This is a genomic window from Streptomyces sp. CA-210063 (assembly GCF_024612015.1).
Taxonomy (GTDB): Bacteria; Actinomycetota; Actinomycetes; order Streptomycetales; family Streptomycetaceae; genus Streptomyces.
Map to the genome: position 1 here is coordinate 10,144,276 of NZ_CP102512.1, position 25,956 is coordinate 10,170,231.

Here is a 25,956-nt window from a genome sequence, read left to right on the forward strand (position 1 = left end):
TTGAGGGTGGGCGATGGCGGTGACGGTCAGCAGAGGGCCGGCCGAACCCACACGGGTCCGGCCGTGACCTGGGTCGTACGCGTCACCGTGTTCCCTTGGCCGCGAACGTGGCGACGGTTGTGACGTTGGACTTGTCGACGAAGGCCGGGCCGGTCAGCACGGGCGCCACGCCACCGCCGCTGTAGTTGCCGTTGTTCATTGCCGACCGCCGCGCCCGCGACGGTCTCGTCCTGGCCGAAGTACTCGAGCAGGCCCTGCTTCTGCCAGTCGTCCACACCGGAGTTGAAGCCGACCACGGGTATACCGGCCCGCACTGCCTTGGCCACCGTTTCCTTCATGGCATCGGGCTTGGCGAGGGTGACGGCGATGCCGTCGACCTTCTGGTCGATCGCGTTCTGCACCAGATTGGCCTGGTTGCCCCCGTTCGGGTCGGAGGAGTAGACCAGCTTGATGTTGTCCTTGGCGGCCGCGGCCTGGGCGCCCTTGCGGATGGTGTCCCAGAACGTGTCACCGGGGACCGCGTGGGTGATCATCGCGATGGTCATGCGGGCGTGGTGGCCTTGCCGGCAGAGACGCCACCGGCGCTCTCCTCCGACTTCTTGCCGCCCGAGCTGCTGGAGCAGCCGGCGAGTGCCAGGACTGTACTGGCGGCCATGGCCACCAAGACGGTGAATCTGCGGGAGCGGGAGGGGAGCGAGCGGTTCGTTTCGGCACCTCACTGTGCTGACTTGCGGGAAGGGGTGATCCACCGGTGGGACGCAACACATCCCGTTGCGGGTCGGGCGGGGAGCTGTTGGGCGGCCTGCTGTGCGACTCGGGGTGGGATCAGAGGGTGAACGCGGCGCGGAACCGCTCCATTGCGGTGTGACTGTCGCCGGAGGGCCATGCCTCCAGGGCGACCGTGCCGTCGTAGCCGAGGTCGGTGAGGGCGTAGGCGACGGCCGGATAATTGATCTCTCCGGTGCCGGGTTCGCAGCGGCCGGGCACGTCGGCGACCTGGATCTCTCCGATCAGCCCCGCGCCATGCGCGCGGCGGATCAGTTCGATGAGGTTTCCCTCGCCGATCTGGGCGTGGTACAGGTCCAGATTCATCCGCAGACCGGGCCGATCGACTGCCGCGACCAGGGCGTAGGTGTCGGCGGCCCGCGCGAACGGGACGCCGGGGTGGTCGACGGCGGTGTTGAGGTTCTCCAAGGTGAAGGTGACGCCCGCGCTTTCGCCCAGTTCGGCCAGGCGGGTGAGCGTGCGGTGGGCGGTGATCCACATGTCGCCGGTGGCCTCGTCGGTCACCGGCACCACGGGCAGGCCATCGCCGTCCAGGCCGGTGCCGTGCAGGTTGAGCCGGGGGCAGCCAAGATGCTCGGCGGCCTTGATCGACTCCTCGGCTGTGCGCAGGAGTTCGGCTGCGCCGTCCGGGTCGGTCAAAGTGCCGCGAACGTAGCCGGTCATCGAGGAGAACTCGGCGGGGGTCTGGGCCAGTGCGTTCAGGTCGTGCCGGGTCCAGTCCCAGATCTCCACCTGGAAGCCGGCCTCGTGGATGCGCCGGGCCCGCTCCTCGATCGGCAGGTCGCGGTAGACCATCTCGGCACAGACCGCCAACGTGTACATCGCAGCTCCAGACTTATAACGTTCTAAGAGAACAGCAGCAGTACGCCAGGCGCGGAGCAGCCTGTCAAGGGTTTGTGCGGACATTTGATTTATAACGTTGTAACAACGTTGACCAGTGCGTGTCCTGCTTGGCCCGGTCTACGATCACCTCGGAGAAGACCCTCGATCAGGAAGGCCGACGGTGCCATCGCGCTCTGCCGTCCCGGACGGAAAGCGGCCGACGCTCAGCGACCTCGCGGCGCGGGCAGGTGTCTCCGTGCCGCTTGCCTCCATGGTCATGCGCGCTGCCAAGGGGCCCAGCGCGGCAAGTCGCGAGCGGGTACTGCGGGCCGCGCAGGAGATCGGCTACCGGCCGGACAGCAGGGCCCGCCTCCTGCGCAGCAGCCGCTCGCACCTGGTGGGAGTGCAGTTCGACCTGCGACAGCCCTTTCACGCCGACATGGTTGAGGCGCTCTACGCCGCGGCGGGGGCGGCCGGCTATCAGATCGCGCTCAGCGCCGTCGCCGCGAGCCGCAGCGAACAGGAGGCGGTGGAGATGCTGCTCGCCGACCGCTGCGAGGCGCTGATCCTGCTCAGCCCCCATGCCCCGGCGGCCCGGCTGGCAGAACTCGCGGCGCAGCTTCCCGTCGTCTCCGTGGCCCGCCGGCTGCGTCCGCTCGCCGACGGCGTCGACGTCGTCCGCGCGGACGACGACGAGGGCGCCCGCCAGGCGGTCGACCACCTCGTGGCACTGGGCCACCGCGACATCGTCCACATCGACGGGGGCAGGGCGCCGGGCGCGGCCGACCGGCGCCGCGGCTACAAGTCGGCCATGAAGCACCACGGCCTCACCGACCGCGTCCGCCTCGTGCAGGGCGGGCTGACCGAGGACCACGGCGCCGCAGCCGCCCGGACACTCCTCACCGACTCCTCCCGCCCCACCGCCGTCCTCGCCTTCAACGACCACTGCGCCATCGGCGTCCTCGACACCTTCCTGCGCGCACAGATCCCGGTGCCCGACGAGATCTCGGTCGTCGGCTTCGACGACAGCCACCTCGCCCGCCTCGCCCACGTCCAACTCACCACGATCGGGCAAGAAGCCCGCCAACTGGCGCGCCGGGCCGTGAGCCGGGTCGTCGCCCGGCTGGAGGGCGGGGCGGCGGACGACGAACGAGAAGTCGTCGTCACACCACACCTCGTCATACGAAGCACCACCAGGGCACCTTGCCGCTCCTGACCCGCGCTGCTCCAGTCCCGACTCGTTCTGGTCGAAGTTCCACCGTGACCCCATGAGGAAGTTTCATCGTGATTCGTACAGGCCAACGGTTTTGGTGTGATGAGCCGTTGGGGTGCTCGCGCAGCTCATCACGGTGATCATTGCGGGGAGATCACCGGTGAAGCCGTGGTCGACCGGCGCCCGCAGGCTGCTGACTAGCCGGTTCACGACCTTCTTCGGTGACGACAGGCGCTTGCCGCCGCTCGCCTTGAACCCCCGTGATGACCGCCGGCTGTTCCTCGGCCCCCTCGTCCAGACCGACGAACCCCAGGTCGGCCACCGCTGCAAGCTCCAGCTCGCGCAGTCGCGCGCACAGCTTCGACGACCTCACCGTGGCGGAGAACATCGCGCTCGTCTCCGGCTGGCCCACCCGGGCGGGCGCCCGGATCAGCTGGAGGGCGCTGCACGACCGGGTCGCCGCACTGCTGGAGCGGTTCGAGATCGACGCCGACCCCCGCGCCCTTCTCGGCACCCTGCGGCCTGCCGCCCGCACCATGGTCGCCATCGCACGGGCACTGCAGGAGACAGACCGGGACGACCTCGTCCTGGTCCTCGACGAACCCACGGCGAGTCTGCCCGAGCACGAGGCGAGCTTCCTTCTGGAGTCCGTACGCCGGCGTGCCGACCAGGGGCAGACGGTGATCCTCGTCAGCCACCGCCTCAGCGAGGTCATCGCCGTCACCGACGACTACACCGTCCTGCGGGACGGCCGGGTCGCCGGCACCCTCGTGGACCACCGCCCCACGGAGTCACAACTGGTGGAGCTCATCGCCGGACGCGCACCGGACGAGGCCGTGCGTCCGACCGTGAGCAAGAGCCGGCCCCGCCCGCTGCTCACCGTCACCGACCTGACCGGCGGCCCGCTCAGTGGTGTTGACCTCGAGGTCGGCGCAGGTGAGATCGTCGGCGTCGCGGGCCTGCTCGGCTCCGGCCGCACCTCGCTGCTGCGCACCCTCTTCGGCGACCACCGGCCGACCGGCGGCACCATCGAACTCGACGGCAACCAGGTGTCCTTCACCGGCCCCGGCGACGCGATGCGCGCCCGAGTCGCCTACGTCCCCGAGGACCGGGGCGCCGATGCCGCGTTCGCGGACCTCCCGCTGCGGGCCAACCTCTCGATGTCGGTGCTCGGCCACTACTGGCGGCGGTGGCGCCTGGACCTCGGGGCCGAACGCCGCGACAGCCAGGACCTCGTGAGCCGTTACGGCGTGAAGGCACCTTCCGTCGAGGCGGCGTTCAGCACCCTGTCCGGCGGTGACCAGCAGAAGGCCGTACTGGGCCGCTGGCTGCGCCGCGACCCCCAGCTGCTGCTCCTCGACGAGCCCACCCAGGGCGTGGACGTGATGTCCCGCGCCGACATCTACACGGTGGTCCGCCGCACCGCTGCCGCCGGCTGCGCGGTCCTCGTCGCCTCCTCCAGCCGCCGCGGCGGCGCAGACGCTCACCAGCCGGCTCGATTCCGAGGTACGCAGGAACCTCGGCCTGTTCTCCCAGGCCGCCGGGATGGTCGCCCTCGCCATCGGCATGCAGACCGCCAGCCTCCCCGTGTTCCTGGTGGCCGGCATCGTGGCCGGCAGCGGCGCCGGAGTGCTGTTCAAGTCCGCGGTCGGCACCGTCGTCGCCATGGCCACGCCGGCCAAACGCGGTGAAGCCCTCGCCGGGCTCTTCCTCGTCTCCTACCTGGGCCTCGCCCTGCCCGCGATCGGCCTCGGCATCGCCACCCGCTACACCGCCGTGACGACCGCGATGACGTGGTTCACCGGTGTCCTGCTCGCCCTGCTCACCACGGCGGGTGCGCTCGCGCGCCGCCGCAGCGGCACCGGCTGAGCACACCGTTCGCCGCCGGGTCCAAGCCCCATGCGGCGTCGCCGCGCCCGGCCGACTCGACTGTCCGGTGATGTCGCGGGGGTGCGCCATCAGGTCCAGACCATTGACGTGTACACCGCTTCCGGTTAGCGTCTGCGCACACGCTTTCCAGGACCAGCCCCCGTGCCCCCACCGTAGTGTTCGGCAAGCCTCGGGAGTTCCTCCATGCGCCCCAAGCGATCATTGTTCGCCGCACTTCTGCTGAGTCTCCTGACAACGATGTCAGTCGTCCAGGTCGCTCCGACCGCTTCCGCGGCCGCGGCGGCGACGGTGTGCAACAAGTACTGCGACGCGCGGGACCCGGCCCTCAGCAGCCAGGACCGCAAACCCGTCACTGCCACGCTCTTCTCGCGCACGTTCGTGCTGCACTTCGATGACGCCGATGCCATGGGCTGGGCGTCCATAGGCAACGGCAGCCCCGGGGACGAGGTGTGGATGGACCGGTCGTTCGACGGCGGTCGCACCTGGTCCTCGGGCAGCAGGATCGGCGCCACCACGATCCCGGCGGGCCAGAGCGGCTGGCGGACCATGATGTACAACGTCGACGACTGGGCGAACCACGGCGTCGGCGCCCTGCGCGCCTGCGGCAAGGCCGCCGACCGCACCGACATCGTCTGCACGCCCTGGGCCCGCTCCACCTGGAACGCCGCCGACCGGCGCACCGCGGCGGCCACCGCGCAGATGCAGTTCTACGACTACGGCACCGGCCTGTTCGACACCACCGGCTGGTGGAACTCCGCCAACGCGCTGCACGCCGTCATCGACAACGCCCGGGTGACCGGCATGCGGAGCTACACCTACGCCATCGGCCGCACCTACGACCTGCAGGTCAACGCCCATGCGGGGCAGTTCCGCAATGACTACATCGACGACACCGGATGGTGGGGCCTGACCTGGATCGCGGCCTACGACCTGACCGGCGACCCCCGCTACCTGGCCACGGCCCGGGCCGACGCGGACTACATGGCCTCCTACTGGGACAACACCTGCGGCGGCGGGGTGTGGTGGAGCACCGCGAAAACGGTGAAGAACGCCATCCCCAACTCCCTCTACATCGAGCTCAACGCCGCCCTGCACAACCGCATCCCTGGCGACACGACGTACCTTCAGCGCGCGAAGGCGGACTGGACCTGGTTCCAGGGCACCGGCATGATCAACTCCGACCGGACGGTGGGCGACGGCATCAGCCTGAGCACCTGCAAGAACGGCAACGCCACGGTCTGGTCGTACAACCAGGGCCAGCTGGTCGGCGGTCTGACCGAGCTGTACAAGGCCACGGGCGACTCCTCCGTACTCACCGCCGCCCGTCGGATCGCCGACGCCAACACCACCTCCAGCAGGCTCAACACCTCGGCGGGCATCCTCAAGGACCCCTGCGAGAGCGGTGACTGCGGTGCCGACGGGCCCTCTTTCAAGGGCGCCGACGTACGCGGCCTGGCGAAGCTCAACGTGGTCCTGCCCGACCGCCCCTACACGGCGTACCTCAGGAAGCAGGCCGCACAGGCCTACGCGTCCGACCGCAACGCGCTCGACCAGTACGGCCTGCGCTGGTACGGCCCCCTGGACAAGACCGACGCCGCCCGCCAGCAGAGTGCCCTCGATCTGATGAACGCCGCCTCCTGACCCCACCAGCCGCCCGTGCCGCCTGTCCGGTGGGCGGACTTTGACGGTGACGGACGAGCCGACCAGGTCCTGCTCAGCTCCGGTGGCGCGGTGTCGGTGTGCGGCAACGCCGAGTACGTCCTCGGGGACAACACGACCGACGCCGCCACCGTCTACGCCTGGCAGGGCGAGGGCGGCCACGGTGCCTTCAACGACCTTGGGCGTCGCCATCGGCTGACCACTCGCTCACTCGTCCGGTCACGCCGCCGGTCCGTCCTCCTCCCCGCTCTCCCACAGCCCTGCTCCAAGGACCAAGGACCAAGGACCAAATAAGGAGAACGATGTGTCCATCTCTGTGACGCGAAGGACGCTGGCCGCCGTGCTGGCAGCCCTGGCCATCGGTCTGGGTATCACCTGGACGGGTACCGGCAGCCAGGCACAGGCCGCCGTGCCCACCACCATCCCCCTGACGATCAGCAACAACTCGGGGCGCGGTGACCAGGTCTACGTCTACAACATCGGCACCCTGCTCACCACCGGCCAGCAGGGCTGGGCCGACGCGAACGGCACGTTCCACGCATGGCCCGCCGGCGGCAACCCGCCGACCGACGCGCCCGACGCGTCGATCGCCGGACCGGCCAACGGCCAGACCATGACGCTCCGGATGCCGAAGTTCTCCGGCCGCGTCTACTTCTCCTACGGCCAGAAGCTCGTCTTCAAGCTGACCACCGGCGGCCTCGTGCAGCCCGCGGTGCAGAACCCGTCCGACCCCAACAGGAACATCCTGTTCAACTGGACCGAGTACACCCTCAACGACTCCGGCCTGTGGATCAACAGCACCCAGGTCGACATGTTCTCCGCGCCGTACGCGGTCGGCGTGAAGGCCGCCAACGGCACTGTGAAGAACACCGGCCACCTGAAGCCCGGCGGCTACAACGGCTTCTTCAATGCGCTGCGCGGCCAGCCGGGCGGCTGGGCGAACCTCATCCAGACCCGTTCCGACGGCACGGTTCTACGGGCCCTGGCACCCGGGCACGGCATCGCGGCGGGCGCGATGCCGGCGAGCGTGATGGACGACTACATCAACCGCGTGTGGCAGAAGTACAGCACTTCGACCCTGACGGTCACGCCCTTCGGCGATCAGCCGAACACCAAGTACTACGGGCGGGTCTCCGGCAACGTCATGACCTTCACCACCACCTCCGGCGCCGTCGTCACCACCTTCCAGAAGCCGGACGCCGACAGCATCTTCGGCTGCTACAAGCGTCTGGACGCCCCGAACGACCTGGTACGCGGCCCGATCTCCCGCACCCTGTGCGCAGGCTTCAACCGCTCGACGCTCCTGACGAACCCCAACCAGCCCGACCCCAGCAGCTCCGGCTTCTACGCGGACGTCGTCACGAACCACTACGCCCGCAAGATCCACGCGCAGATGGCCGACGGCAAGGCGTACGCCTTCGCGTTCGACGACGTGGGCAACCACGAGTCGCTCGTGCACGACGGCGATCCGCAGCAGGCGTACATCACCCTCGACCCCTTAAACTGAGCGGTGGGCCATGGACCAGATCGCGGCGGCCACCGTCCTCGACGGGGACGTCACGCGCGCGCTCAACAACGTCTCCTACATGCTGCGCCACCCCGCCACGCTGGCCGATCCGGAACTGCTGGCGAGGGCGGTCGCCGCCAATGAAGGGGCAGCCGTGGCCACGTGACGGTCAAGATCATGCGTGGAGGCCGGCAAGTGGCACGTTCGGCGGCGCGGTGCTGCCCCACGCGCGCCAGCGCGGCGGCCGGAGCGCCCTGCCGGCCGCCCGCGCCCGGCCGGCACAGGAACCGGGCTGTCGCCTACTCATCGCCGAGACCGGTGCCGAGAGTGGTGCGGAACCGGTGCCGAGACCCACAACTCGTCCCTGCACAGCAGGCTCCGCCTCGGGTTCCAGGTGGCCTGCGAACGTTGCAACTGGAACTGGCACCTCGCGGATGACGTCTCATTGACCTGACCGGCTGCGGATGGCCTCCTTCTTGGCGCGGTTGCCGCAGGTGCTCATCGAGCACCAGCGGCGGGACCGTCCGCGGCTGGTGTCGACGAAGACTGCGACACAGCCCGTTCCGGCGCACACGCGAACCGTTCCGTCATGGGCGCCACCGAGAGTGTCCACCGCGTCGGTGGCCACCACGGCCAGAGCCGACCGCACCGGTGACGCTCGGGAAAATGTCAGGTGGCGCCGGTGTCACCGAGTACCCGAACGCTGTCGTCGCGCCCGGCCCAGGTGTTGATCAGGTCGCGGTCGGCGGCCTGCGGGCGTTCTTCCTCGGCCACGGAGCGTGCTGCCCGGTAGATCGCTTCCCGCAGGTCGCGGGCGTCCCGCAGGGACTGCTCGTCAGCCGGCAGCGGCACGCTGCTGAGGCCGACGGTCACGAACCAGCGGGCCAGGTCGGACGGGTGCAGCAGATGCTCCCGTGGCGTCGGCGCCATGCGGTCGGTGGCTGTCGTGCCTTCCGGTACGTGACGGGCGCCGTGCCCGCCTGCCGTGGCGTCCTCGTGGACGTGCTGTCGCAGTAACAGAACTGGTTCCCGGACGAAAACACGGTGCCGCCAGGCTGGCCTCATCGCGCATGGCCCCTGTCGACGGGGCGTATGCCAGCCCAGCCCCGCACAGCGCCCACGGCGCCCGGCACGCACCCTCGCCGCACCGGCCAAAGACCCAAGTAGCTCCTCCCCCACTCTCGGCTTCGCTCGAGCGGGGGGACCCCCATCGAGGGCCTTCGTCCGGCACGCCGAGGGCACGCACCGAACACCGCGGGCACCGCACTGGACTTTCAAAACACCCCCTAGTACTCCAGCTGTAGATCGTGATCTTGCTGGTGGGGCTGGTCCGAGAAACGGGTGCGTCCATCGTTGATCACCGTGAGGTACGTGGACTGACGACGAGATGGTGGCCGCTGGCCACAGCGCGGATCCCGCATGTCGCTGACAAGGGGTCCGGACCTGCCCTCTGACCGGACCCCTCAGCGCGTGCTACTCCTCGCTAGGCCGCTTGGCCCGCCGGGTGGAAGTTGATGCGTTCACTGATGACGGGGAAGCCAGCCTTGGCAAAGTTCGCGGCCATGGGGAAGTTGCCCTGGTCCGTCGCTCCGCTGACGAACTCCGCGCCCTGCTCGACGAGGAGGTGGGTGCACTCCGCGAGGAGGTCGTAGGCGTAGCCGCGACCGCGCTGTTCTGGGACGACTCCGATGAAGCCGATGGTCGGGCCGGAGGGGTTGTGGGCTGGGATGTGGATGCCGGCTAGGTCGCCCTCCGACGTGTGCGCGATCTGCCACCACTCCCGTGGGGAGGGGCACCAGTGGAAGAAGTCGAGTTCCTCCTGGGCGGCCTGGTCGAGGCCGCCCTCCTCGACGGCCCTGAGCGCGTGGGCGTCCAGGGTGACGGAGTGGATGCGGCGCAACGCGTCGAAGAACACGGTGTCGTCGGGTTCGGCGCTGAAGCGCAGGCGTCCGGGCCGCTCGGGCAGACCTCGCTGCGGGGTCCAGCGGTACAGGAAGCGTTCCACCAGGAGTTCGTACCCTGCGGCTCGTGCGGCGGCGAAGCGCGCCTCGGCGGCGGCGCGCAGGTCGGTCTTTTCCCGCCAGCCGCCGGGCAGGTTGATCTCGAGTTCGACCTGCCAGGGAGCGGAGCGCAGGAGTTCGGCCCCGGCCTCCTCCTCGCCCTCGGCCACGTCGAACCAGTTGATGTTTACAGGCTCCGAGTCGTCGGGGCCGCCCCACCACGCGCCGCGTGCGACGACCTCGCCGTCGCGCAGGGCGACGCGCTTCCAGTCGGGGCGGAACTGGGTACGCCGATGGCCTTCACGGGCGCCCAGGGGGTCGGGGAGTGCGTCGAAGAGATGAGCGTCGCTCGCGGAGAGCGCGCGGATGACCGCGTCGGTCATGGATTCCTCCGGGATACAGGCTGCTTGGAGCGCTCCCGGTCAGAACTCACGAACCACGCCGGGACAGCGGAAAGAGGGAGCGCTGGAAAGGTGTGAACCGCACGGCACTCGCCTCCTTCCATCCATCTCAGGGCGTGGAGCCACACACTAAGTGATCTACCGCGGGCCCGTCCACGGATTTCCTTACACCCTGACCCGCGATTGATGTGGTCAAGTGTTCCCGTGGCGGTTGAGTTCGAGCGCCATGCCATGAACCGGATTCCCCGGACCATGCACGACCCAGCGGGACTTCGCCAGCGTTCACCAGCCCAGCAGATCCATGGACCTCCGGCCGAGCCAGTCCGCGAACGACACAACTCGGCCGTCCAGGTTCAGTGGCAGGACCTGGACGCAGGTGGCCCGGGCGTCGAACCACATCGTGCCCCGGTGCGGGCCAGTGACAATGAGGCCACCGGTGATCATCGGTGTGTGAAGACAGAAGATCAGTCGGTGGCCGCAGGTCACAGCATAGATCCTGCCCGCTGGCAGGAAGCGTTCGAGGTCCTGATGGGCCGTATTGCGGGACGGTTCGCGCGGGTGGAACCACGGCGCCGGGCAGGGGCGTTCGTGCTCGGGTTGCTGTCGGACCTGCCGCGCAAGAACTGCTGGACGCTTGCCGAGCATGCCGGGGACGCGACCCCGTACGGTCTGCAGCACCTGCTGTCGAGGGCCAGGTGGGACGCGGACGCGGTACGTGATGACATCCGCGGGTTCGTCGTCGAGCACCTGCATCACGAGGATGCGGTGCTGGTCGTGGATGAGACCGGCGACCTGAAGAAGGGCTCGCACACGGTGGGCGTGCAGCGCCAGTACACCGGCACCGCCGGACGCATCGAGAACAGCCAGGTCGCCGTCTACCTCGCGTACTCCACCCCACTCGGACACGCAGCCATCGACCGGGAGCTGTATCTCCCGCGCTCCTGGACCGAGGACACCGCCCGCTGCCGGGCCGCCGGAATCCCCTACAGCGTCGCCTTCGCCACGAAACCCGCCCTCGCCGCCCGCATGATCGGCCGCGCACTGGACGCCGGCGTCTGCGCGTCCTGGGTAGCCGGTGATGAGGTCTACGGAGGCAACCCGCACGTGCGAACCGCGCTGGAACAACGGCAGGTCGGCTATGTACTCGCCGTCGCCTGTGACCACCAGATCACCACCCGGGCAGGCACGTTCCGCGCCGATGCCCTGGTCAAGAAGCTGCCGAAGAGGGCCTGGCAGAAACTCTCCGCCGGAGCCGGAGCCAAGGGGCACCGCCTCTACGACTGGGCCCTGGCCGACCTCGCCGACGACCGCCCCGGCCACCACCAGCTGCTCGTCCGCCGCAACCGGCGCACCGGCGAACTCGCCTTCTACCGCTGCTACTCAGCCACCCAGGTGCCGCTGTCCACCCTGGTACGGGTCGCCGGACGCCGATGGACCGTCGAGGAGACCTTCCAGTCCGGCAAGGGCCTGACCGGACTGGACAAACACCAGGTCCGGCGCTGGGCGTCCTGGCACCGCTGGGTCACCCTCGCGATGCTCGCCCATGCCTTCCTCGCCGTCGTCCGAGCCGACGAACACGCGCGTCACCCGGAGCCGGAGGGGCTGATACAGCTCACGTGCAACGAGATCCAGCGCCTGTTCATCGCGCTCGTCGTCCGGCTCGTCCACGGCGCGACTCACCGACTCGACTGGTCCCACTGGCGACGCCGCCACCAGGCCCGATCCCAGGCCAGCCACTACCAGCGACAAGCCGCCCAGACATGAAGATCACGATCTACAGCTGGAGTACTAGCCCGCGCCACCGGGCTGACGGCTCGCGGCCGCCTGGACGATGGCTGAGCACCACGCGATGTCCGTGGCATCGCCGGGCGCCTCGGTCAGGGCGTCGAGCCAGCGCTGCCAGAGGTCGGCCTTGCTCCATGCCGTGAAGCGCCGGTGCGCGGTGGAGTGCGAGATCCCGAACTGGGCGGGGAGCTGCTGCCAGCCGCAGCCGGAGGTGAGGACGTAGACGACGGCGGTGAATGCCGCTCGTTCGTTCGCGGCACCCGAGGGCAGCAGGGGTTCGGCGGCGGCCCACAGGGCGTCCGGCACGAGATGCCGTGCCAGTACCGGGCTCAGTGTGACGGAGAGCCGGTTGCGCGTCTCCTCGTCGTCCGCCGGCTTCGGCGCCGCCGGCTCCTCCCCGGCTGCCGTGCCGTCCGCATCCCTGGGCCCCGCGGCCTGGTCCGTCGCCTCGTCGGCGCCCCGGGACCGGTAGTTCCGCCACTGCGCCAGCAGGTCGTGGTGGCTGTTGCGGACCCAGCGCATGTAGTCGCGCATGTTGATCAGGCGGCGCCGGGGCGCTTCCTCCTCCGGGCCGAGCAGCGCGATGGCCTGCGCGGCGAGCTGTTCCTGCCGGTCCAGATAGCGGCGCTCACCGGCCAGGAAGCTGCCCCACACGTCGTCGTCGACGCGGAAGTAGTGGCTGCGCTCGCCCGGTACGGCGTGCCGCCTGATGAACCCCGCATCGACCAGACGGCGGGTCGCCAGTGAGACGGAGCCGGCGCTGACCTGGAGGGCACGGGCCAGTTCCGCCGAGGAGACGTAGGGGACATCTGTGATGAGCAGGTAGGCGATGATGCGGCCGTCCATCCGGCTGCTGCCTGCCGCTTCCCATACCAGCCCGATCTCCTCGACGAACGCCTCCCGGCTCCAGCCGTCTCCGCTCTCGTGAGGCGCGGTGGTGCCGTGGGTGCCGCGTGCGGTGCTGGCCGGAGCGTCGCCGGACATTGATTCCTCCACGTAAACTTTCATCTCATGCTAAAGGTTTCGCAGCTTTGCATTGACATGGCATCTCAGTGACGACCAGTATCCCGGTTACGCGCCCCCGGTGAACACCTGGCCGCCCAGCCCCCCTTTCCCGGGCCGGACCGTGGCGCGCCCTGCTCTCCCATGGAGTCGTCGTGCCCAGATCACCCATGTTCACAGCCCCGGCGAGCCTATCGCTGGCCCTCGTCCTCGCCCTCGCCGGCTGCTCCGGCGGCACCCAGGGCGGCGGCGATGCGGCGAAGGCCGGATTCTCGGTCGCCGTCGGGGAGCCCGACCATCTCACTCCGGGCCGCAGCACCGTCGGCTGGGACGAACTCCGCGTCCTCTTCGCCCCCCTGGTCAAGGTCGACCAGAAGGGCGAGGTCAGTTACGTCCAGGCGGAGTCGGTGACCTCCACCGACGCCCGGCACTGGACCATCAAGCTCCGTTCGGGCTGGAAGTTCCACAACGGGGAGGCGGTGACCGCCCAGAGCTACGCCGACGCCTGGAACGCGACCGCCTACGGCCCCAACGCCTGGGCGGCCAATGGCCAGTTCGCCGGGATAGAGGGTTACGCGGCGCTCAATCCGGCCAAGGGCACACCGAAGACCAAGACCCTCTCCGGTGTGAAGGTCGTCGACGCCACGACGCTGAAGGTCACCCTCTCCAGCCCGGACAGCCAGTTCCCGCTGCAGCTCACCCCCAACCAGACCGGCTTCTACCCGATGCCGAAGGCGGCGTTCACGGACCCCGACGCCTACGACAAGAAGCCGATCGGCAACGGCCCCTTCAAGATGTCCGCCGCCTGGACGGCCGACAAGGGCACCACCGTCACCGCCTACACGGCGTACCAGGGAGCCAAGCCGAAGTCCTCCGCCATCACCTTCAAGAGCTACACCGACCTCAACACCGCCTACACCGACGCGCTGGCGGGCAACACCGATGTCATCGGTGTTCCGGTCAGCAAGTACGGCCAGGCCAAGGCCGACTTCGGAGACCGGCTGCACACCTACGAGGCCCCGTCGCTGGAGTTCATGGGCCTGCCCCTGTACGGAAAGCGGTTCGAGGACGTCCGGCTGCGCAAGGCGCTGTCCATGGCCATCGACCGGGCCGCCGTCAACAAGGCCATCTACGGCGGCCTCTACACCCCGGCCACCTCCCTCACCCCGCCCTCGGAGGTCGGCGCCGAGACCGACGTCTGCGACGCCTGCGCGTACGACCCGGCCGCCGCCAAGGAGCTGCTCGCTCAGGCGGGTGGCTGGTCCGGGGAGCTGACGATCACCTACCCGGGAGGGCTCGGCCTCGACGAGCTCTACAAGGCTGTCGCCAACCAGATCAGGCAGAACCTGGACATCGCCGACGTCAAGGCCGAGCCCACCGCCGACTGGGCGGAGTTCAGCGAGAAGGCGTTCGCCAACAAGATCACCGGGCTCAACCACGGGCACTGGGGCGCCCTCTACCCCAGCATGCAGGCAACCCTGCGCGGCATCTTCACCGAGGCCGGCGGCTGCCAGGTGTGCAGCCACTACAGCGAGGGCGACGTCGACACACTGCTCCAGCAGGCCGACAGCGCGACCGACGCCGCCTCGGCGCAGCGGCTCTACAACGACGCCCAGAAGCGGATCCTCCAGGACTTCCCGGTGATCCCGCTCTTCTACGGCAGCTACATCTACGCCAGCACCGACCAAGTCACCGGGGTGACCGTGGGACCGGCCGACGTCGACCTCAGCTCGGTCTCCGTCGTCGGCTGACCGCCCTGCACCCGCACGTCCGTACCCTCTCGCCCCCACACTCCGGAGATCCGCACCCGCATGACAGCCACGACATCCGAGCAGTCCGCCCCCGCCGTGCCGTCCCCCGGAGACTGGGTACGGCACGCGGCGACCGTCCCCGAGACGCACGCCTACCCGGCCGTCGACGAACTCCTCGTGTCCTTCAGGGAGTTGACCGAAGCTCATCCCGGCCTGGTGACCGAGAGCCGGATCGGCACCTCCACCCTCGGCGAACCCCTGTACTGCTTCACGGTGGGCGACGGCCCCGCGAGCCTCGGGAGCGACGAGGGCGGTGGATACGTCGTCGTCGGCGGGGTGCACCCCAACGAGCCCGTCGGCGCGGTGGCCGCCCTGCACCTGGCCACCGCCCTGTGCGAAGGCCCGGCCCTGCGTGCGCACTTCGGCGGCGCCTGGCACATCGTGCCCTGCATCGATCCGGACGGGGCCCGGCTCAACGAGGGTTGGTTCGCCACCCCGGCCGACAAGCGGAACTATGGACGCCACTTCTACCGGCCCGCCGGCGACGAACAGGTCGAGTGGACCTTCCCGTTCGCCTACAAGAAGGCGTGGTTCGACCGCGTACTGCCCGAAACCCTGGCGCTGATGCGCCTGTTGGACGCCACCCGGCCGCGCTTTCTGACCACCCTGCACAACTGCGAGGCGGGCGGCGTCTATTACTACATGAACCGCCCGGCTCCCGAGCTGTACGCGGTCCTGGCCGAGATCCCGGCCTCCCTCGGCATGCCGCTGGCGACCGGCGAGCCCGAGGCCGCGCACGCCCCGGTCTACGCCCCGGCGGTCTACGGCTGCATCGACATGAAGGACGCGTACGACTACCTCGAAGGGCTCGGCGTCGACGCCGCCGCCAAGATCGCGGGCTCGTCGAGCGCCGCGTACGCCGAGCGCTACGGCACCTTCTACTTCGTCACCGAAGTCCCGCACTGGAGCCACCCGGACGCCGACGACAACACACCCACCGAGGTGCGGTACGCCGACGTGGTCAGGGGCCGGGCGTGGGCGCTCGGAGAGGCCGGGACGTTCCTGGGCGGCATCCTCGACGCGGCGCACCCGCACCTGACGATCCCCTCCCCCTTCCTGCGGGCGGTCCGCGACTTCGTCCCCTCGCTGGCCGAACTCGCCACGATGGAATCGGCTCGTGCCGACGGGCTCCCGGACCGGGCCGCGACGGTGTCCGAACGCTTCGACTGCGAGGCCGGTGCGCACAGCCTCCGCGTCCGCTTCGGGGGCATGCTGCTGCGCGCCCTGAACGCGGAAGTGGTCGCGGGCACCGCCACCCCCGAAGTACGGCGGTGCCACCGGGAGTTGCTGGAGACGTACGAGACCTGGGAGCGCGAGGCCGAACCGGCCACGGGCGACCCGATCCCGATCTCGACGCTGGCCGGGATCCAGTACGGGGCGCTGCTGGCCGCCGCGGACCACGCCCGCGCCGCCCGTGACAGCACGGGAGACCCCGGATGAGGTACCTGATACGCCGGCTCCTGGAGGCGCTGGTCGTCTTCTTCGGCATCAGCCTGGTCATCTACGCGATGACGTACGTCCTGCCCGGCGACCCCATCGCCGCGCTCGCGGGCGACCGGCCGCTGGCTCCCAGCGTGGAGCGGGCGCTGCGCGAACAGCACCACCTCGACGAGCCGTTGCTGTCCCAGTACGGCCACTACCTGGCCGGACTGCTGCACGGCGACCTCGGCACCGACTTCAGCGGGCGTTCCGTCGCCGAGCAGATGGCCGACCGCTGGCCGGTCACCCTGAAGCTGGCCCTCACCGCCTGGGGGATCGAGGCGGTCGTAGGTATCGGGCTCGGCGTGCTCGCCGGGCTGCGCCGGGGCACCTGGACGGACCGCACGGTCCTCGCCTTCACCATCGGGGCCACCTCGGTGCCGGTGTTCGTCCTCGCGTACACCGCACAGGTCGTCCTCGGTGTGAAGCTGGGACTGTTCCCGGTCGCCGGCAACGCCGACGGCTGGCCGACCGGCTATCTGCTGCCGGCCCTGTGCGTCGCGGCCTTCGGTCTCGCGTCGGTGTCCCGGCTGGTCAGGGCCGAGGTGATCGAGAACCTGCGGGCCGACTACGCCCGCACCGCCGTCGCCAAGGGACTCAGCCGGCGCCGGGTGGTCGGGATCCACGTCCTGCGCAACTCCCTCGTCCCGGCCGTCACCTACCTCGCCATCGACCTCGGCTACCTGCTCGGCGGCACCGTGATCATCGAGGGCGTCTTCAACCTCCCCGGCATCGGCCAGCTGCTCTTCCAGGCCATCCGCGCCCACGCCGGGCCGACAGTGGTGGGCGTGTCGACCGCCCTGATCCTGATCTTCCTGGCCGCGAGCGTCCTGGTCGACCTCCTCAACAGCCTCCTCGACCCGAGGATCCGCCATGACTGACACCGTGATCACACCGGTCTCCGCTTCAGGACCGGCCTTCGACACCGCTTCCGGCGCGGGATGGGACACGCTCCGCCGCAGGCCGGTCTTCCTCCTCACCGGCGGCGGCGTCCTCCTGCTGCTCCTCGTGGCCGCGGCGCCAGAGCTCTTCGCGGGCTGGTTCGGCCACGGGGACCCGACCGTCTGCGACCTCGGCCACAGCGCCGCTGGACCGACCGCGGGCCACCCCTTCGGATACGACGTCCAGGGCTGCGACCTGTACGCCAACGTCATCCACGGGGCCGGTGCCTCACTCGGCGTCGGCCTGCTCGCCACCGGCTGCGGCCTGGCCGTCGCGCTGGTCCTGGGCTGCCTGGCCGGGATGGCCGGGCGCGTCGTGGACAGCGTGATCGCCCGGGTCACCGATGTCTTCCTCGGCTTCCCGTTCCTGCTCGGCGCGATCGTCGTCCTCAACAGCGTCACCACCCGCGATGTCCCGACGGTGGCCGGGGTCCTGGCGCTGTTCGGCTGGCCGACCATGACCCGGGTGGTGAGGGCGTCGGTCCGCTCGGTGCGCGAGGCCGACTACGTGGTGATGGCCCGCGGCCTCGGCGCGAGCCAGTGGCACATCACCGTCAGGCATGTCCTGCCCAACGCCCTCACGCCGGTCCTCGTCCTCGCCACCATCACCGTCGGCGGCGTGATCGTCGCCGAGTCCGCACTGACCTTCCTCGGAGTCGGGCTGCAACCGCCCTCCATCTCCTGGGGACTTCAGCTGGCCGGAGCCCAGAACTCCTTCCAGACCCACCCGCACCTACTGATCTTCCCCGGACTGTTCCTCTCCTTCACCGTCTTCGTACTCATCACCTTCGGCGACACCGTGCGTGACGCCCTGGACCCGAGAGGCCGGTGACCACCATGGACGCGCACACCCCCGAACCGGCCCCGCGACCGGACGCCGTACCGCTCCTCGACGTCGAGGACCTGACCGTCGACCTGCTGTCCCGAGGCGGGCAGGCCTCCCAACGAGTCGTCCACGGAGTCTCGTTCACCCTCCACAAGGAGGAGACGCTCGCGCTCATCGGCGAGTCCGGGTCCGGCAAGAGCATCTCCGCGATGGCCGTCATGGGGCTGCTCCCGGCCACCACCGCCCGCGTCGGCGGCAGCGCCCGCCACCTGGGCACGGACCTGCTGACGCTGCCACCCGACCGGCTCAGGGCCCAGCGCGGCAAGAACATCGCCGTGATCTTCCAGGACGCCCTGTCCGCCCTCAATCCCACCCTCACCGTGGGCTACCAGATCGCCGAGACGATACGAGCCCACGAGCACGTCGGCCGCCGCCAGGCCCACGCCCGGGCGGTCGAGCTGATGGCCCGGGTCCGCATCCCCGACCCGGCCCGCCGCTGCCGCGACTATCCGCACCAGTTCTCCGGCGGCATGCGCCAGCGGATCATGATCGCGATGGCGGTGGCTCTCAGCCCCGACGTCCTCATCGCCGACGAACCCACGACCGCCCTGGACGTCACCGTGCAGGCGCAGATCATGGAACTGCTCGCCGAACTCCGCGAGGAGACCGGCTCCGCGCTGCTGCTGATCACCCACGACCTGGGCCTCGCCGCGGGCACCGCCGACCGGGTCGCCATCATGTACGCCGGGCGCATCCTGGAGCAGGCACCGGTCGAGGAGCTCTACGACCGCCCCGCCCACCCCTACACCCGAGGGCTGCTCGCCGCCGTACCCCGCCTCGACGGTGACATCACCGACCTCACCCCCGTCCCGGGCAGCCCGCCCGGCCCCGGGCTGCTGCCCTCTGGCTGCCCGTTCCACGTCCGCTGCTCCGACGCCCAAGGCCGCTGCGCGACGGAACCGCCCGCCCTGCTCCCGGCCCCACCCGCACGGCTCGTCGCCTGCCACTATCCGCTGGAGGTCTCCGGTGCCTGACGACCCTCCGCTGCTGGAAGCCCGCGGCCTGGTCAAGCATTTCAAGGTCGGCGCTCTGCCCTTCGGGGGCCGGCGCCGGGCCACGGTCAAGGCCGTCGACGGCGTCGACCTGACCCTGAAACGGGGCTCGACCCTCGGTCTCGTCGGGGAGTCCGGCTGCGGCAAGTCGACCCTCGCCCGCCTCCTGATGGCCCTGGACCGCCCGACGGCCGGCACCGTACGGGTCGAGGGCCGTGACCTGCTCGGGCTGTCGTCGGCCGAACTGCGCCGCCGCAGACGTGACATCCAGCTGGTCATGCAGGACCCGTACACCTCGCTCGATCCCCGGATGACGGCGCTGGAGATCGTCCGTGAACCCCTGGACATCCACCGCGACCTGATGCCGCGGCAGGACCGCGCGACCCGGGCCCGCGAGCTCCTGGAGATGGTCGGGCTCGACCCGGGGCACGCACACCGCCACCCGCACCAGTTCTCCGGCGGGCAGCGCCAGCGCCTCGGCATCGCCCGGGCGCTCGCGCTGCGCCCGAAGATCCTGGTCTGCGACGAGCCGGTGTCGGCGCTCGACGTGTCCGTGCAGGCACAGGTCATCAACCTCCTCAAGGAGCTGCAGCGGGAGTTCGGACTCAGTTACGTCTTCATCGCGCACGACCTGGCGGTGGTCCGGCAGGTCGCCGACGAGGTCGCCGTCATGTATCTGGGGCGGATCGTCGAGTACGGCGACCGCGACACCGTCTACTCCCGCCCAGCCCACCCCTACACCCGGGCGCTGCTGTCGGCCGTACCCGATCCGGACCCGCGCCGTCGGGGCGCCACCGGCCGCATCGTGCTCCAGGGCGACCCTCCCAGCCCGACCCGCCCGCCCGCCGGATGCGCCTTCCACACGCGCTGCTGGAAGAGCCAGGAGATCTGCGCCGGGCAGCGGCCGGAGCCGGCCGCACCGACGACCGACGTTCCGCGACAGGTCTCCTGCCACTTCCCCGAACACTGACGACACCTGACGAGACCCTGACGAGAACTGACAGGACGGAACAGCGCACATGCTGGAGCAGGAGATCTTCCGGGTGGAGGACCCCGGGTGGATCCGAGGCCTCGCACGGGCCCACCCCTGGGCAACCCTGATCAGTCATACAGCCGGCCACGGACTGGTCGTCTCCCCCTCCCGGTGCTGGTGGAGGACTCGCCGCAGGACACCGCGGACGCGGTCCCCGCCTTCCTCGGCCACCTCGCCAGGGCCGACGCCAGGAAGCACGAACTCGGCTCCCACGAGGTGGTCGTCGTGCTCCAGGGGCCGCACGGCTACATCTCGCCGACGTGGTACGAGGAGACGCCCCACGTCCCGACCTGGAACTTCACCGTCCTGCATGTCCACGGCCGCCCCGAAGTCCTCGGCCCGGCGGACACCTACGACGTACTCTCCGCCACCGTCGACCACTTCGAGGACCGCTTTCCCCAACCGTGGCGGCTGGCCCGGGTGGAGGCCTACGCCCACCGCATCGCCGTCGCCGTCGCCGTCACCGGATTCCGGTTGCCCGCCACTACGGTGACGGCCAAGGCGAAGCTCAGCCAGGACGAACGCGAGGAAGTCGTCCTCCGCCTTGCCGAGGCCCTCGAAACCGGCCGGCCGTACGCCGGTCCCGAACTCGCCCGCGCCATGCGCGACATCCGGAGGAAGCCGTGACCACCACGACCAGCGCAGCGTCCGGCACCCGGACGGCCGACGCCGAGCCGCTCACCCTGCGCCGGGTCCACCTCGGGGCAGGCGGACCGCTGAGCGATGTCCGTATCGGGTCCGGCCGCGTCAAGGCCGTCTGGGCGGCGGGCGAATCCCCGCGCGCCGACGGGCAGAGCGTCGACCTCGACGGCCGCACCCTGCTGCCGGGGCTGTGGGACTCGCATGTCCACATGGTCCAGTGGGCGGGTCTGCGGCGTCGGCTCGACGTGTCCGGCGCCCGTTCGGCGCGGGAGGCCGCGGACGCGGTCGGCGGGCGGGCCGCCGCCCTGCCTGCCGGTGAGCCCGTGATCGGCCACGGCTTCCGCGACGGACTGTGGCCGGACGCGCCCCACAAGGACCTGCTGGACTCCCTTGTCCCTGACCGCCCCGCCCTGCTGATCAGCATGGATCTGCACTGCGCCTGGCTCAACTCGGCCGGACTGGCCCTGGTGGAGCGCGGCGATCACCCCACCGGGCTGCTCCGCGAGGACGAGTGCATGCAGGCCATGCGCAAACTCCCCACCGCCTCGGTGGAGTTGACGGACGCATGGGTGCGGGACGCCTGTGCCGAAGCCGCCGCGCGGGGCATCACCGGCATCGTCGACTTCGAGTTCGCCGACAACATCGCGGACTGGACCCGCCGCATGAACGACGCCGCGGTGCCGCTCCGGGTGGCCGCCTCCATCTGGTCCCCGCAGCTGGAGGCGGCGATCGGCCGAGGGCTCCGCACCGGCCAGACCCTGGACACACCCGGCGGGCTCCTGGAGGTCGGACCGTTCAAGCTGCTCGTCGACGGCTCGCTCAACACCCGCACCGCGCTGTGTCACGAGGCGTACCCGGCCGCGGTCCCCGGTGAGCCCGGCTCCCACGGACTGGAGATGATTCCCCCGCACGAGCTGGTGTCCCTGCTGCGCCGCGCCTCCTCCCACGGGATCGAACCCGCCGTCCACGCGATCGGGGACCGCGCCAACGAGATGGCCCTCGACGCCTTCGAGGCGGTGCGCTGCCACGGCCGGATCGAGCACGGCCAGCTGCTCGCCCCCGAGGACATCCCGCGCTTCGCCGAACTGGGCGTCACCGTGAGCGTCCAGCCCACCCACGCGGTGGACGACCGGGATGTCGCCGACCGGCACTGGGCGGGCCGGACCCACCGGGCCTACGCCTTCGCCGACCTGCTCGCCGCCGGAGCCGTCCTGGAGCTGGGCTCCGACGCTCCCGTCGCGCCGCTCGACCCCTGGCTGACCATGGCGTCCGCCGTGACCCGGACCGGCGACGAGCGCCCGCCATGGCACCCGGAGCAGCGGATACCGATGGCGGACGCCCTCGCCGGCTCGTCCCGGCAGCGGCGGCTGATCCGGGTCGGCGACCGGGCGGACCTGGTGATCACCGACACCGACCCGCTCACCGCGGACGCCCGGACACTGCGCGAGATGCCGGTGCACGCGACCATGCTCGCCGGTACCTGGACCCACGGCCCTGGCACCCCCAGGAGGTGACGTAGCCCCCCCCTGACGGTCTGCTGTCCGCTGAAGGCGCACGTCCCGGCCTCGTCCGAGCAGGCCGTGGCATAGCCGGCCGGGCCGAGGTGATGCGGCCTCGGCGCTGGTCACGTCGCCGGGGTGCGGGACGAAGCGGTACGCGCCGGCGGCCGACTCCGGTGCGGTGCCGAGTACGTCGAAGGCGAGGGTGGAGGTGGGCGCGGTGGACCAGCCGTGGGCCAGGCTCATGAACGAACCGCCGTAGGCGAGGCCGCCGTCGGCCTTGACGCCCTCCCAGAAGGTGCAAGGTGACGGCGCATCACTTCGATGTACCTGGCTCGGGCCGCGTTCGAGCGGTCCCGGGGGTACGGGACTCCGCGGTTCATGAGTTCTCGATTCACGGCAGCGTCCACTCGACTCCTGCCTGGCCGGCCGGGTACGAAGCTGGGCAGGCTTCTCGCATCTTCCGGCCCGCGTCTACTGTTGCCCTGGTCTCCATCCGAAAGGTCGGCTCTGCATGGATCTCGTTCCCGCACCCCGCGAAATCCGTTCCGGCTCGGTGGATGGCGGCCCCTTCGTCTTCGGCTTCGGCACCCAGGTAGCGGCTGACGCGGCGAGCGGCACGTCCGCCCGCTGGCTGCGCTCCGTGCTCGGCACCGCAACGGGCTTGCCGCTGGAGCCCGCGACGCCCGGAACAAAGAAGGCCGTCACTCTTCAGGTCACCGAGCGGCTCGTGGCGCTCGGCCCCGAGGCGTACGAACTGGTCGCGGATGCCTCCGGCGTGCTGATCGAGGGCGGTGGCCCGGCCGGGGTCTTCTGGGGTGCCCAGACTTTGCGGCAACTGCTCGGCCCGGATGCCTTCCGGCGTGCCCCGCTGCGTGACGGGCCCTGGACAGTGCCACCGGTGAGGATCGCGGACGCCCCGCGCTTCGCGTGGCGCGGCATGATGCTGGACGTCGCCCGGCACTTCATGCCAAAAGACGGGGTTCTGCGATATGTCGACCTGCTCGCTGCCCACAAACTGAATGTGCTCCACCTGCACCTGACGGACGACCAGGGCTGGCGGATCGAGATCGACCGATATCCCCGGCTCACCGAGGTGGGGTCATGGCGCGCCCGTAGCCGGATCGGGCTCGAGGACAGCCCGCTGTGGGACGAGCGCCCGCACGGCGGCTACTACACCCAGGACGACCTGCGTGAAATCGTTGCCTACGCCGGCGAGCGGCACATCACCGTAGTACCCGAGATCGACATCCCGGGCCACTCGCAGGCAGCCATCGCCGCCTACCCGGAACTGGGCAACACCGATGTCGTCGACACCACCGCGCTGACGCCGTGGGAAGACTGGGGCATCAGCCTCGACGTGCTGAACGTCTCCGAGGCCACGCTGGCGTTCTACGAGAACGTCCTGACCGAGGTCCTGGACATTTTCCCGTCCGAGTTCGTCCACATCGGCGGTGACGAGTGTGCCAAGGAGCAGTGGCGGGCCAGCCCCACCGTCCAACGGCGCATCCGTGAACTGGGCCTGACGGACGAGGCTGGGATGCAGAGCTGGTTCATCCACCACTTCGACCGCTGGCTGGCCGACCGGGGTCGAAGGCTTGTCGGCTGGGACGAAATCCTGGAGGGCGGCGTGGCACCGGGCGCGGTGGTGTCGTCCTGGCAGGGGTACGCGGGCGGCATCGCCGCCGCCCGCGCGGGCCACGACGTCGTGATGTGCCCGCAGGAGCATGTCTACCTCGACTGGCGGCAGGCCGGCGGCCCCGGCGAGCCCATTCCCATCGCCCATGTGCGTACCTTGGAGGACGTTTACCGCTTCGAACCGGTGCCCGACTCCCTGAGCAGGACAGAAGCCGCCCATGTCATCGGTGTCCAGGCCAACGTCTGGACCGAGACGATGGACTCGGCCCGGGCCGTGGACTACATGGTCTTTCCTCGCTTGTCGGCCTTCGCCGAGGTCGCCTGGCGCCCTCTTCCTCCGTCCTTCGAGCGCGACTTCGCCGACTTCGATCGGCGGATGGCCGCCGCACACTACGCCCGGCTCGACGCACTCGGCGTCGAATACCGCCCGCCGTCCGGCCCCCGGCCCTGGCAGCAGCGACCCGGCGTCCGGGGCCGACCGAAGGAGGGCCCCCCGCCGGTGCGATGAGCCAGATACCGTTTGCATCCGGACGAGCCATAGTTACGTGTGGGACATCTGCCCACGCAGGCGCGTGCGGCCTCGTAGGGGGCCTCTGATCGTCGGGCCGGCGCAGGACAAGCGGTCCGCGCATCGGCCCCGTGCCGTCGGACCGGGGCAGGCCGGTGGCGTGGTCGACGCGGGAGATGATTGCGGTTGCACAGAGGCAGGTTCTTGAGGACGAACGGACTCACCAGGGGGCCATTGACGCTCATTCCGCACCTCCGGTGCTGCGCGGCCAGTCGACGCTCTGGCCGACGCCGTGTGCTTCGGCCCGCTGGTAGATGCTCCAGGCCGCCGCAGCGTCCTGAACTCCGAGGCCGTGTCGCGGTGCTCGGCCGGCCCCAATGCGGCTGCCGGCCGCACGCTGGGCGGCGGCAGCGCCACCGTCTTCCCGCCGTACGTCGTCTCACCACTCGATGGCCTTCGCGCCGCGCTCGGCGACACCGTCCAGGTCGAGTACGCGCCGGGGGTTCGTACGCTGACCCGGCTTACCCCGGCCGTCCCGGGACTGACGCGCGTACCGGGCGGCGACTCGGACGGTGTGGAGGTCCGCTTCCGGGCCGCAGACGGGAATCTGCTGGGAAGTGAGTACCGCCGCACCGGCAAGTTCACCTGGCTCGGCCCGCGGATGAGCGACCTGCCCACCGACCAGATCGCCACCCTCGAGGTCCACGCCCGTCTGCGCGCCGCCACGACGGGCGAGTACCTCGTCGGCGCCGGCGGGGTGGGCCGGTTCCGGCTCACCGTGGACGACCGGCCGGTCTTCGACGAACAACTCGCACTACGGCCCGGAGCGGACCCCGCCGAGGCGACCTCCTGCCCACCGCAGCATGCCGCGCCCCTGGTACTCGAGGCAGGCCAGCAGGTCGATCTCGTGCTGTACCACGACCTGCGCTCCGGCGGCGGGCTGTCCTTCGACGTGGCAATCACCCATCTGGAGTTCCTCCTCCAGCCCCGGCCCCGCCGGAGGACGAAGAGCTGGAACGGGCGGTGGCGCTCGCCCGCCAGGCGGATGTCGCCGTGGTCGTGGTCGGCACCACCGCCGAGGTGGAGAGCGAGGGCTTCGACCGCGCCTCCCTTGCCCTGCCGGGCCGCCAGGACGAGCTCGTCCGCCGCGTCGCCGCCGTCAACCCGCGCACCGTGGTCGTCGTCAACAGCGGTGCGCCCGTGCTGGTGCCGTGGGCCGACGAGGTACCCGCCGTGCTGCTGACCTGGTTCCCCGGCCAGGAGTTCGGCCACGCCCTGGCGGATGTACTGCTCGGCCGCACCGAGCCCGGCGGCCGCCTGCCCATGAGCTGGCCGGCCACGGCCGAGCACCTGCCGCCGACCACACCGGTGGATGGGGTCCTGGTCTACGAAGAAGGCCTGTCCATCGGCTACCGGTCCTATCAGCGCGACGGCCGCAGGCCCCTCTACCCCTTCGGCCACG

General features: G+C 70.3%; 23 protein-coding genes and 4 pseudogenes. 18 read left to right on the forward strand and 9 right to left on the reverse strand.

Features of this window, described 5'->3' with window-relative positions; translation table 11 throughout:
- Window positions 1-185: 185 nt before the first annotated feature.
- A pseudogene (locus tag JIX56_RS44185) lies at window positions 186-655 on the reverse strand (substrate-binding domain-containing protein); the annotation flags it as partial.
- A 170-nt stretch (window positions 656-825) separates the two neighbouring features.
- Window positions 826-1,608: a TIM barrel protein gene (locus JIX56_RS44190; RefSeq protein ID WP_257549614.1), complete on the reverse strand. Its 783-nt coding sequence runs from the start codon at window positions 1,606-1,608 to the stop codon at window positions 826-828.
- Window positions 1,609-1,789: 181 nt separating this feature from the next.
- On the opposite strand from JIX56_RS44190, the gene JIX56_RS44195 reads away from it, so the two are divergent.
- The 7 genes from JIX56_RS44195 (at window position 1,790) to JIX56_RS44225 (ending at window position 8,043) form a co-directional block, all read left to right on the forward strand.
- Window positions 1,790-2,824, forward strand: coding sequence for a LacI family DNA-binding transcriptional regulator (locus tag JIX56_RS44195; protein ID WP_257549616.1), 1,035 nt, complete (start codon window positions 1,790-1,792; stop codon window positions 2,822-2,824).
- A gap of 371 nt (window positions 2,825-3,195) precedes the next feature.
- Entirely contained in the window at window positions 3,196-4,512 is a 1,317-nt protein-coding gene (locus JIX56_RS44200) for an ATP-binding cassette domain-containing protein (RefSeq protein WP_257549618.1), read from the forward strand.
- Window positions 4,487-4,690, forward strand: coding sequence for a hypothetical protein (locus tag JIX56_RS44205; protein WP_257549620.1), 204 nt, complete (start codon window positions 4,487-4,489; stop codon window positions 4,688-4,690). The genes JIX56_RS44200 and JIX56_RS44205 overlap by 26 nt, the downstream gene beginning before the upstream one ends.
- A 258-nt stretch (window positions 4,691-4,948) precedes the next feature.
- Complete coding sequence (locus JIX56_RS44210) at window positions 4,949-6,352, forward strand: glycoside hydrolase family 76 protein (RefSeq protein WP_257549622.1); 1,404 nt, start codon at window positions 4,949-4,951, stop codon at window positions 6,350-6,352.
- 15 nt (window positions 6,353-6,367) lie between these two features.
- Window positions 6,368-6,664, forward strand: coding sequence for a hypothetical protein (locus tag JIX56_RS44215; RefSeq protein ID WP_257549623.1), 297 nt, complete (start codon window positions 6,368-6,370; stop codon window positions 6,662-6,664).
- Between the two features lie 16 nt (window positions 6,665-6,680).
- Window positions 6,681-7,877, forward strand: coding sequence for a glycoside hydrolase family 64 protein (locus tag JIX56_RS44220; protein WP_443032087.1), 1,197 nt, complete (start codon window positions 6,681-6,683; stop codon window positions 7,875-7,877).
- A gap of 10 nt (window positions 7,878-7,887) precedes the next feature.
- Window positions 7,888-8,043, forward strand: a complete 156-nt coding sequence (locus tag JIX56_RS44225) for a hypothetical protein (RefSeq protein WP_257549625.1) — start codon at window positions 7,888-7,890, stop codon at window positions 8,041-8,043.
- Window positions 8,044-8,319: 276 nt separating this feature from the next.
- On the opposite strand, the gene JIX56_RS48230 is transcribed toward JIX56_RS44225, so the two are convergent.
- From JIX56_RS48230 to JIX56_RS44235, 3 genes are all read right to left on the reverse strand, one after another.
- Entirely contained in the window at window positions 8,320-8,526 is a 207-nt protein-coding gene (locus JIX56_RS48230; protein ID WP_443031995.1) for a CGNR zinc finger domain-containing protein, read from the reverse strand.
- A gap of 20 nt (window positions 8,527-8,546) precedes the next feature.
- Window positions 8,547-8,807, reverse strand: coding sequence for an ABATE domain-containing protein (locus tag JIX56_RS44230; protein ID WP_257549627.1), 261 nt, complete (start codon window positions 8,805-8,807; stop codon window positions 8,547-8,549).
- Between the two features lie 553 nt (window positions 8,808-9,360).
- On the reverse strand, window positions 9,361-10,260 hold the full coding sequence (locus JIX56_RS44235; protein WP_257549629.1) for a GNAT family N-acetyltransferase: 900 nt from the start codon (window positions 10,258-10,260) through the stop codon (window positions 9,361-9,363).
- Window positions 10,261-10,806: 546 nt separating this feature from the next.
- Between JIX56_RS44235 and JIX56_RS44240 the strand changes: the two genes are divergently transcribed.
- Window positions 10,807-12,042, forward strand: a complete 1,236-nt coding sequence (locus JIX56_RS44240) for an IS701 family transposase (RefSeq protein WP_257551469.1) — start codon at window positions 10,807-10,809, stop codon at window positions 12,040-12,042.
- A gap of 134 nt (window positions 12,043-12,176) precedes the next feature.
- On the opposite strand, the pseudogene JIX56_RS48235 reads toward JIX56_RS44240, so the two are convergent.
- Window positions 12,177-12,597: pseudogene (locus JIX56_RS48235) on the reverse strand (transposase); the annotation flags it as partial.
- Window positions 12,598-12,762: 165 nt separating this feature from the next.
- Window positions 12,763-13,071 (reverse strand): annotated as a pseudogene (locus tag JIX56_RS48240) (GbsR/MarR family transcriptional regulator); the annotation flags it as partial.
- Between the two features lie 149 nt (window positions 13,072-13,220).
- Between JIX56_RS48240 and JIX56_RS44250 the strand changes: the two are divergent.
- The 9 genes from JIX56_RS44250 (at window position 13,221) to JIX56_RS44290 (ending at window position 24,494) form a co-directional block, all read left to right on the forward strand.
- On the forward strand, window positions 13,221-14,816 hold the full coding sequence (locus tag JIX56_RS44250; RefSeq protein ID WP_257549633.1) for a peptide ABC transporter substrate-binding protein: 1,596 nt from the start codon (window positions 13,221-13,223) through the stop codon (window positions 14,814-14,816).
- A 60-nt stretch (window positions 14,817-14,876) separates the two neighbouring features.
- Window positions 14,877-16,316, forward strand: a complete 1,440-nt coding sequence (locus JIX56_RS44255; RefSeq protein WP_257549635.1) for a M14 family zinc carboxypeptidase — start codon at window positions 14,877-14,879, stop codon at window positions 16,314-16,316.
- A complete protein-coding gene (locus JIX56_RS44260; RefSeq protein WP_257549637.1) occupies window positions 16,313-17,236 on the forward strand; it encodes an ABC transporter permease in 924 nt (307 codons plus the stop codon). Before JIX56_RS44255 ends, JIX56_RS44260 begins: the two co-directional genes overlap by 4 nt.
- The gene (locus tag JIX56_RS44265; RefSeq protein ID WP_257549639.1) at window positions 17,229-18,128 is read left to right on the forward strand and encodes an ABC transporter permease; all 900 of its coding nucleotides are present in this window, start codon (window positions 17,229-17,231) and stop codon (window positions 18,126-18,128) included. Before JIX56_RS44260 ends, JIX56_RS44265 begins: the two co-directional genes overlap by 8 nt.
- Window positions 18,125-19,156, forward strand: coding sequence for an ABC transporter ATP-binding protein (locus JIX56_RS44270; RefSeq protein ID WP_443031996.1), 1,032 nt, complete (start codon window positions 18,125-18,127; stop codon window positions 19,154-19,156). Before JIX56_RS44265 ends, JIX56_RS44270 begins: the two co-directional genes overlap by 4 nt.
- Window positions 19,149-20,144, forward strand: a complete 996-nt coding sequence (locus JIX56_RS44275) for an ABC transporter ATP-binding protein (RefSeq protein ID WP_257549640.1) — start codon at window positions 19,149-19,151, stop codon at window positions 20,142-20,144. Before JIX56_RS44270 ends, JIX56_RS44275 begins: the two co-directional genes overlap by 8 nt.
- 174 nt (window positions 20,145-20,318) lie before the next feature.
- A complete protein-coding gene (locus tag JIX56_RS44280) occupies window positions 20,319-20,834 on the forward strand; it encodes an FMN-binding negative transcriptional regulator (RefSeq protein ID WP_257549643.1) in 516 nt (171 codons plus the stop codon).
- Window positions 20,831-22,363 carry an amidohydrolase gene (locus JIX56_RS44285; RefSeq protein ID WP_257549645.1) on the forward strand — a complete coding sequence of 511 codons (1,533 nt, stop codon included), beginning with the start codon at window positions 20,831-20,833 and terminating at the stop codon, window positions 22,361-22,363. The genes JIX56_RS44280 and JIX56_RS44285 overlap by 4 nt, the downstream gene beginning before the upstream one ends.
- A 499-nt stretch (window positions 22,364-22,862) precedes the next feature.
- Complete coding sequence (locus JIX56_RS44290; RefSeq protein ID WP_257549646.1) at window positions 22,863-24,494, forward strand: beta-N-acetylhexosaminidase; 1,632 nt, start codon at window positions 22,863-22,865, stop codon at window positions 24,492-24,494.
- 439 nt (window positions 24,495-24,933) lie between these two features.
- Here JIX56_RS44290 and JIX56_RS44295 read toward each other — a convergent pair whose 3' ends face one another.
- Together JIX56_RS44295 and JIX56_RS44300 are read right to left on the reverse strand one after the other, a co-directional pair.
- Complete coding sequence (locus JIX56_RS44295; RefSeq protein WP_257549648.1) at window positions 24,934-25,302, reverse strand: hypothetical protein; 369 nt, start codon at window positions 25,300-25,302, stop codon at window positions 24,934-24,936.
- A gap of 6 nt (window positions 25,303-25,308) precedes the next feature.
- On the reverse strand, window positions 25,309-25,461 hold the full coding sequence (locus tag JIX56_RS44300; protein ID WP_257549650.1) for a hypothetical protein: 153 nt from the start codon (window positions 25,459-25,461) through the stop codon (window positions 25,309-25,311).
- A gap of 26 nt (window positions 25,462-25,487) precedes the next feature.
- On the opposite strand from JIX56_RS44300, the pseudogene JIX56_RS44305 reads away from it, so the two are divergent.
- Window positions 25,488-25,907 (forward strand): annotated as a pseudogene (locus JIX56_RS44305) (glycoside hydrolase family 3 protein); the annotation flags it as partial.
- Window positions 25,908-25,956 lie beyond the last annotated feature (49 nt).

What these genes read in the sequence shown, in the direction of transcription:
- JIX56_RS44260 (WP_257549637.1), top strand. Translation starts at nt 16,313, where the DNA reads ATGAGGTACCTGATACGCCGGCTCCTGGAGGCGCTGGTCGTCTTCTTC.
- JIX56_RS44235 (WP_257549629.1), bottom strand. Translation starts at nt 10,260, where the DNA reads ATGACCGACGCGGTCATCCGCGCGCTCTCCGCGAGCGACGCTCATCTC.
- JIX56_RS44265 (WP_257549639.1), top strand. Translation starts at nt 17,229, where the DNA reads ATGACTGACACCGTGATCACACCGGTCTCCGCTTCAGGACCGGCCTTC.
- JIX56_RS44230 (WP_257549627.1), bottom strand. Translation starts at nt 8,807, where the DNA reads ATGGCGCCGACGCCACGGGAGCATCTGCTGCACCCGTCCGACCTGGCC.
- JIX56_RS44300 (WP_257549650.1), bottom strand. Translation starts at nt 25,461, where the DNA reads ATGGGTGATTGCCACGTCGAAGGACAGCCCGCCGCCGGAGCGCAGGTC.
- JIX56_RS44205 (WP_257549620.1), top strand. Translation starts at nt 4,487, where the DNA reads ATGGCCACGCCGGCCAAACGCGGTGAAGCCCTCGCCGGGCTCTTCCTC.
- JIX56_RS44255 (WP_257549635.1), top strand. Translation starts at nt 14,877, where the DNA reads ATGACAGCCACGACATCCGAGCAGTCCGCCCCCGCCGTGCCGTCCCCC.
- JIX56_RS44225 (WP_257549625.1), top strand. Translation starts at nt 7,888, where the DNA reads ATGGACCAGATCGCGGCGGCCACCGTCCTCGACGGGGACGTCACGCGC.
- JIX56_RS44240 (WP_257551469.1), top strand. Translation starts at nt 10,807, where the DNA reads ATGGGCCGTATTGCGGGACGGTTCGCGCGGGTGGAACCACGGCGCCGG.
- JIX56_RS44290 (WP_257549646.1), top strand. Translation starts at nt 22,863, where the DNA reads ATGGATCTCGTTCCCGCACCCCGCGAAATCCGTTCCGGCTCGGTGGAT.
- JIX56_RS44210 (WP_257549622.1), top strand. Translation starts at nt 4,949, where the DNA reads ATGTCAGTCGTCCAGGTCGCTCCGACCGCTTCCGCGGCCGCGGCGGCG.
- JIX56_RS44190 (WP_257549614.1), bottom strand. Translation starts at nt 1,608, where the DNA reads ATGTACACGTTGGCGGTCTGTGCCGAGATGGTCTACCGCGACCTGCCG.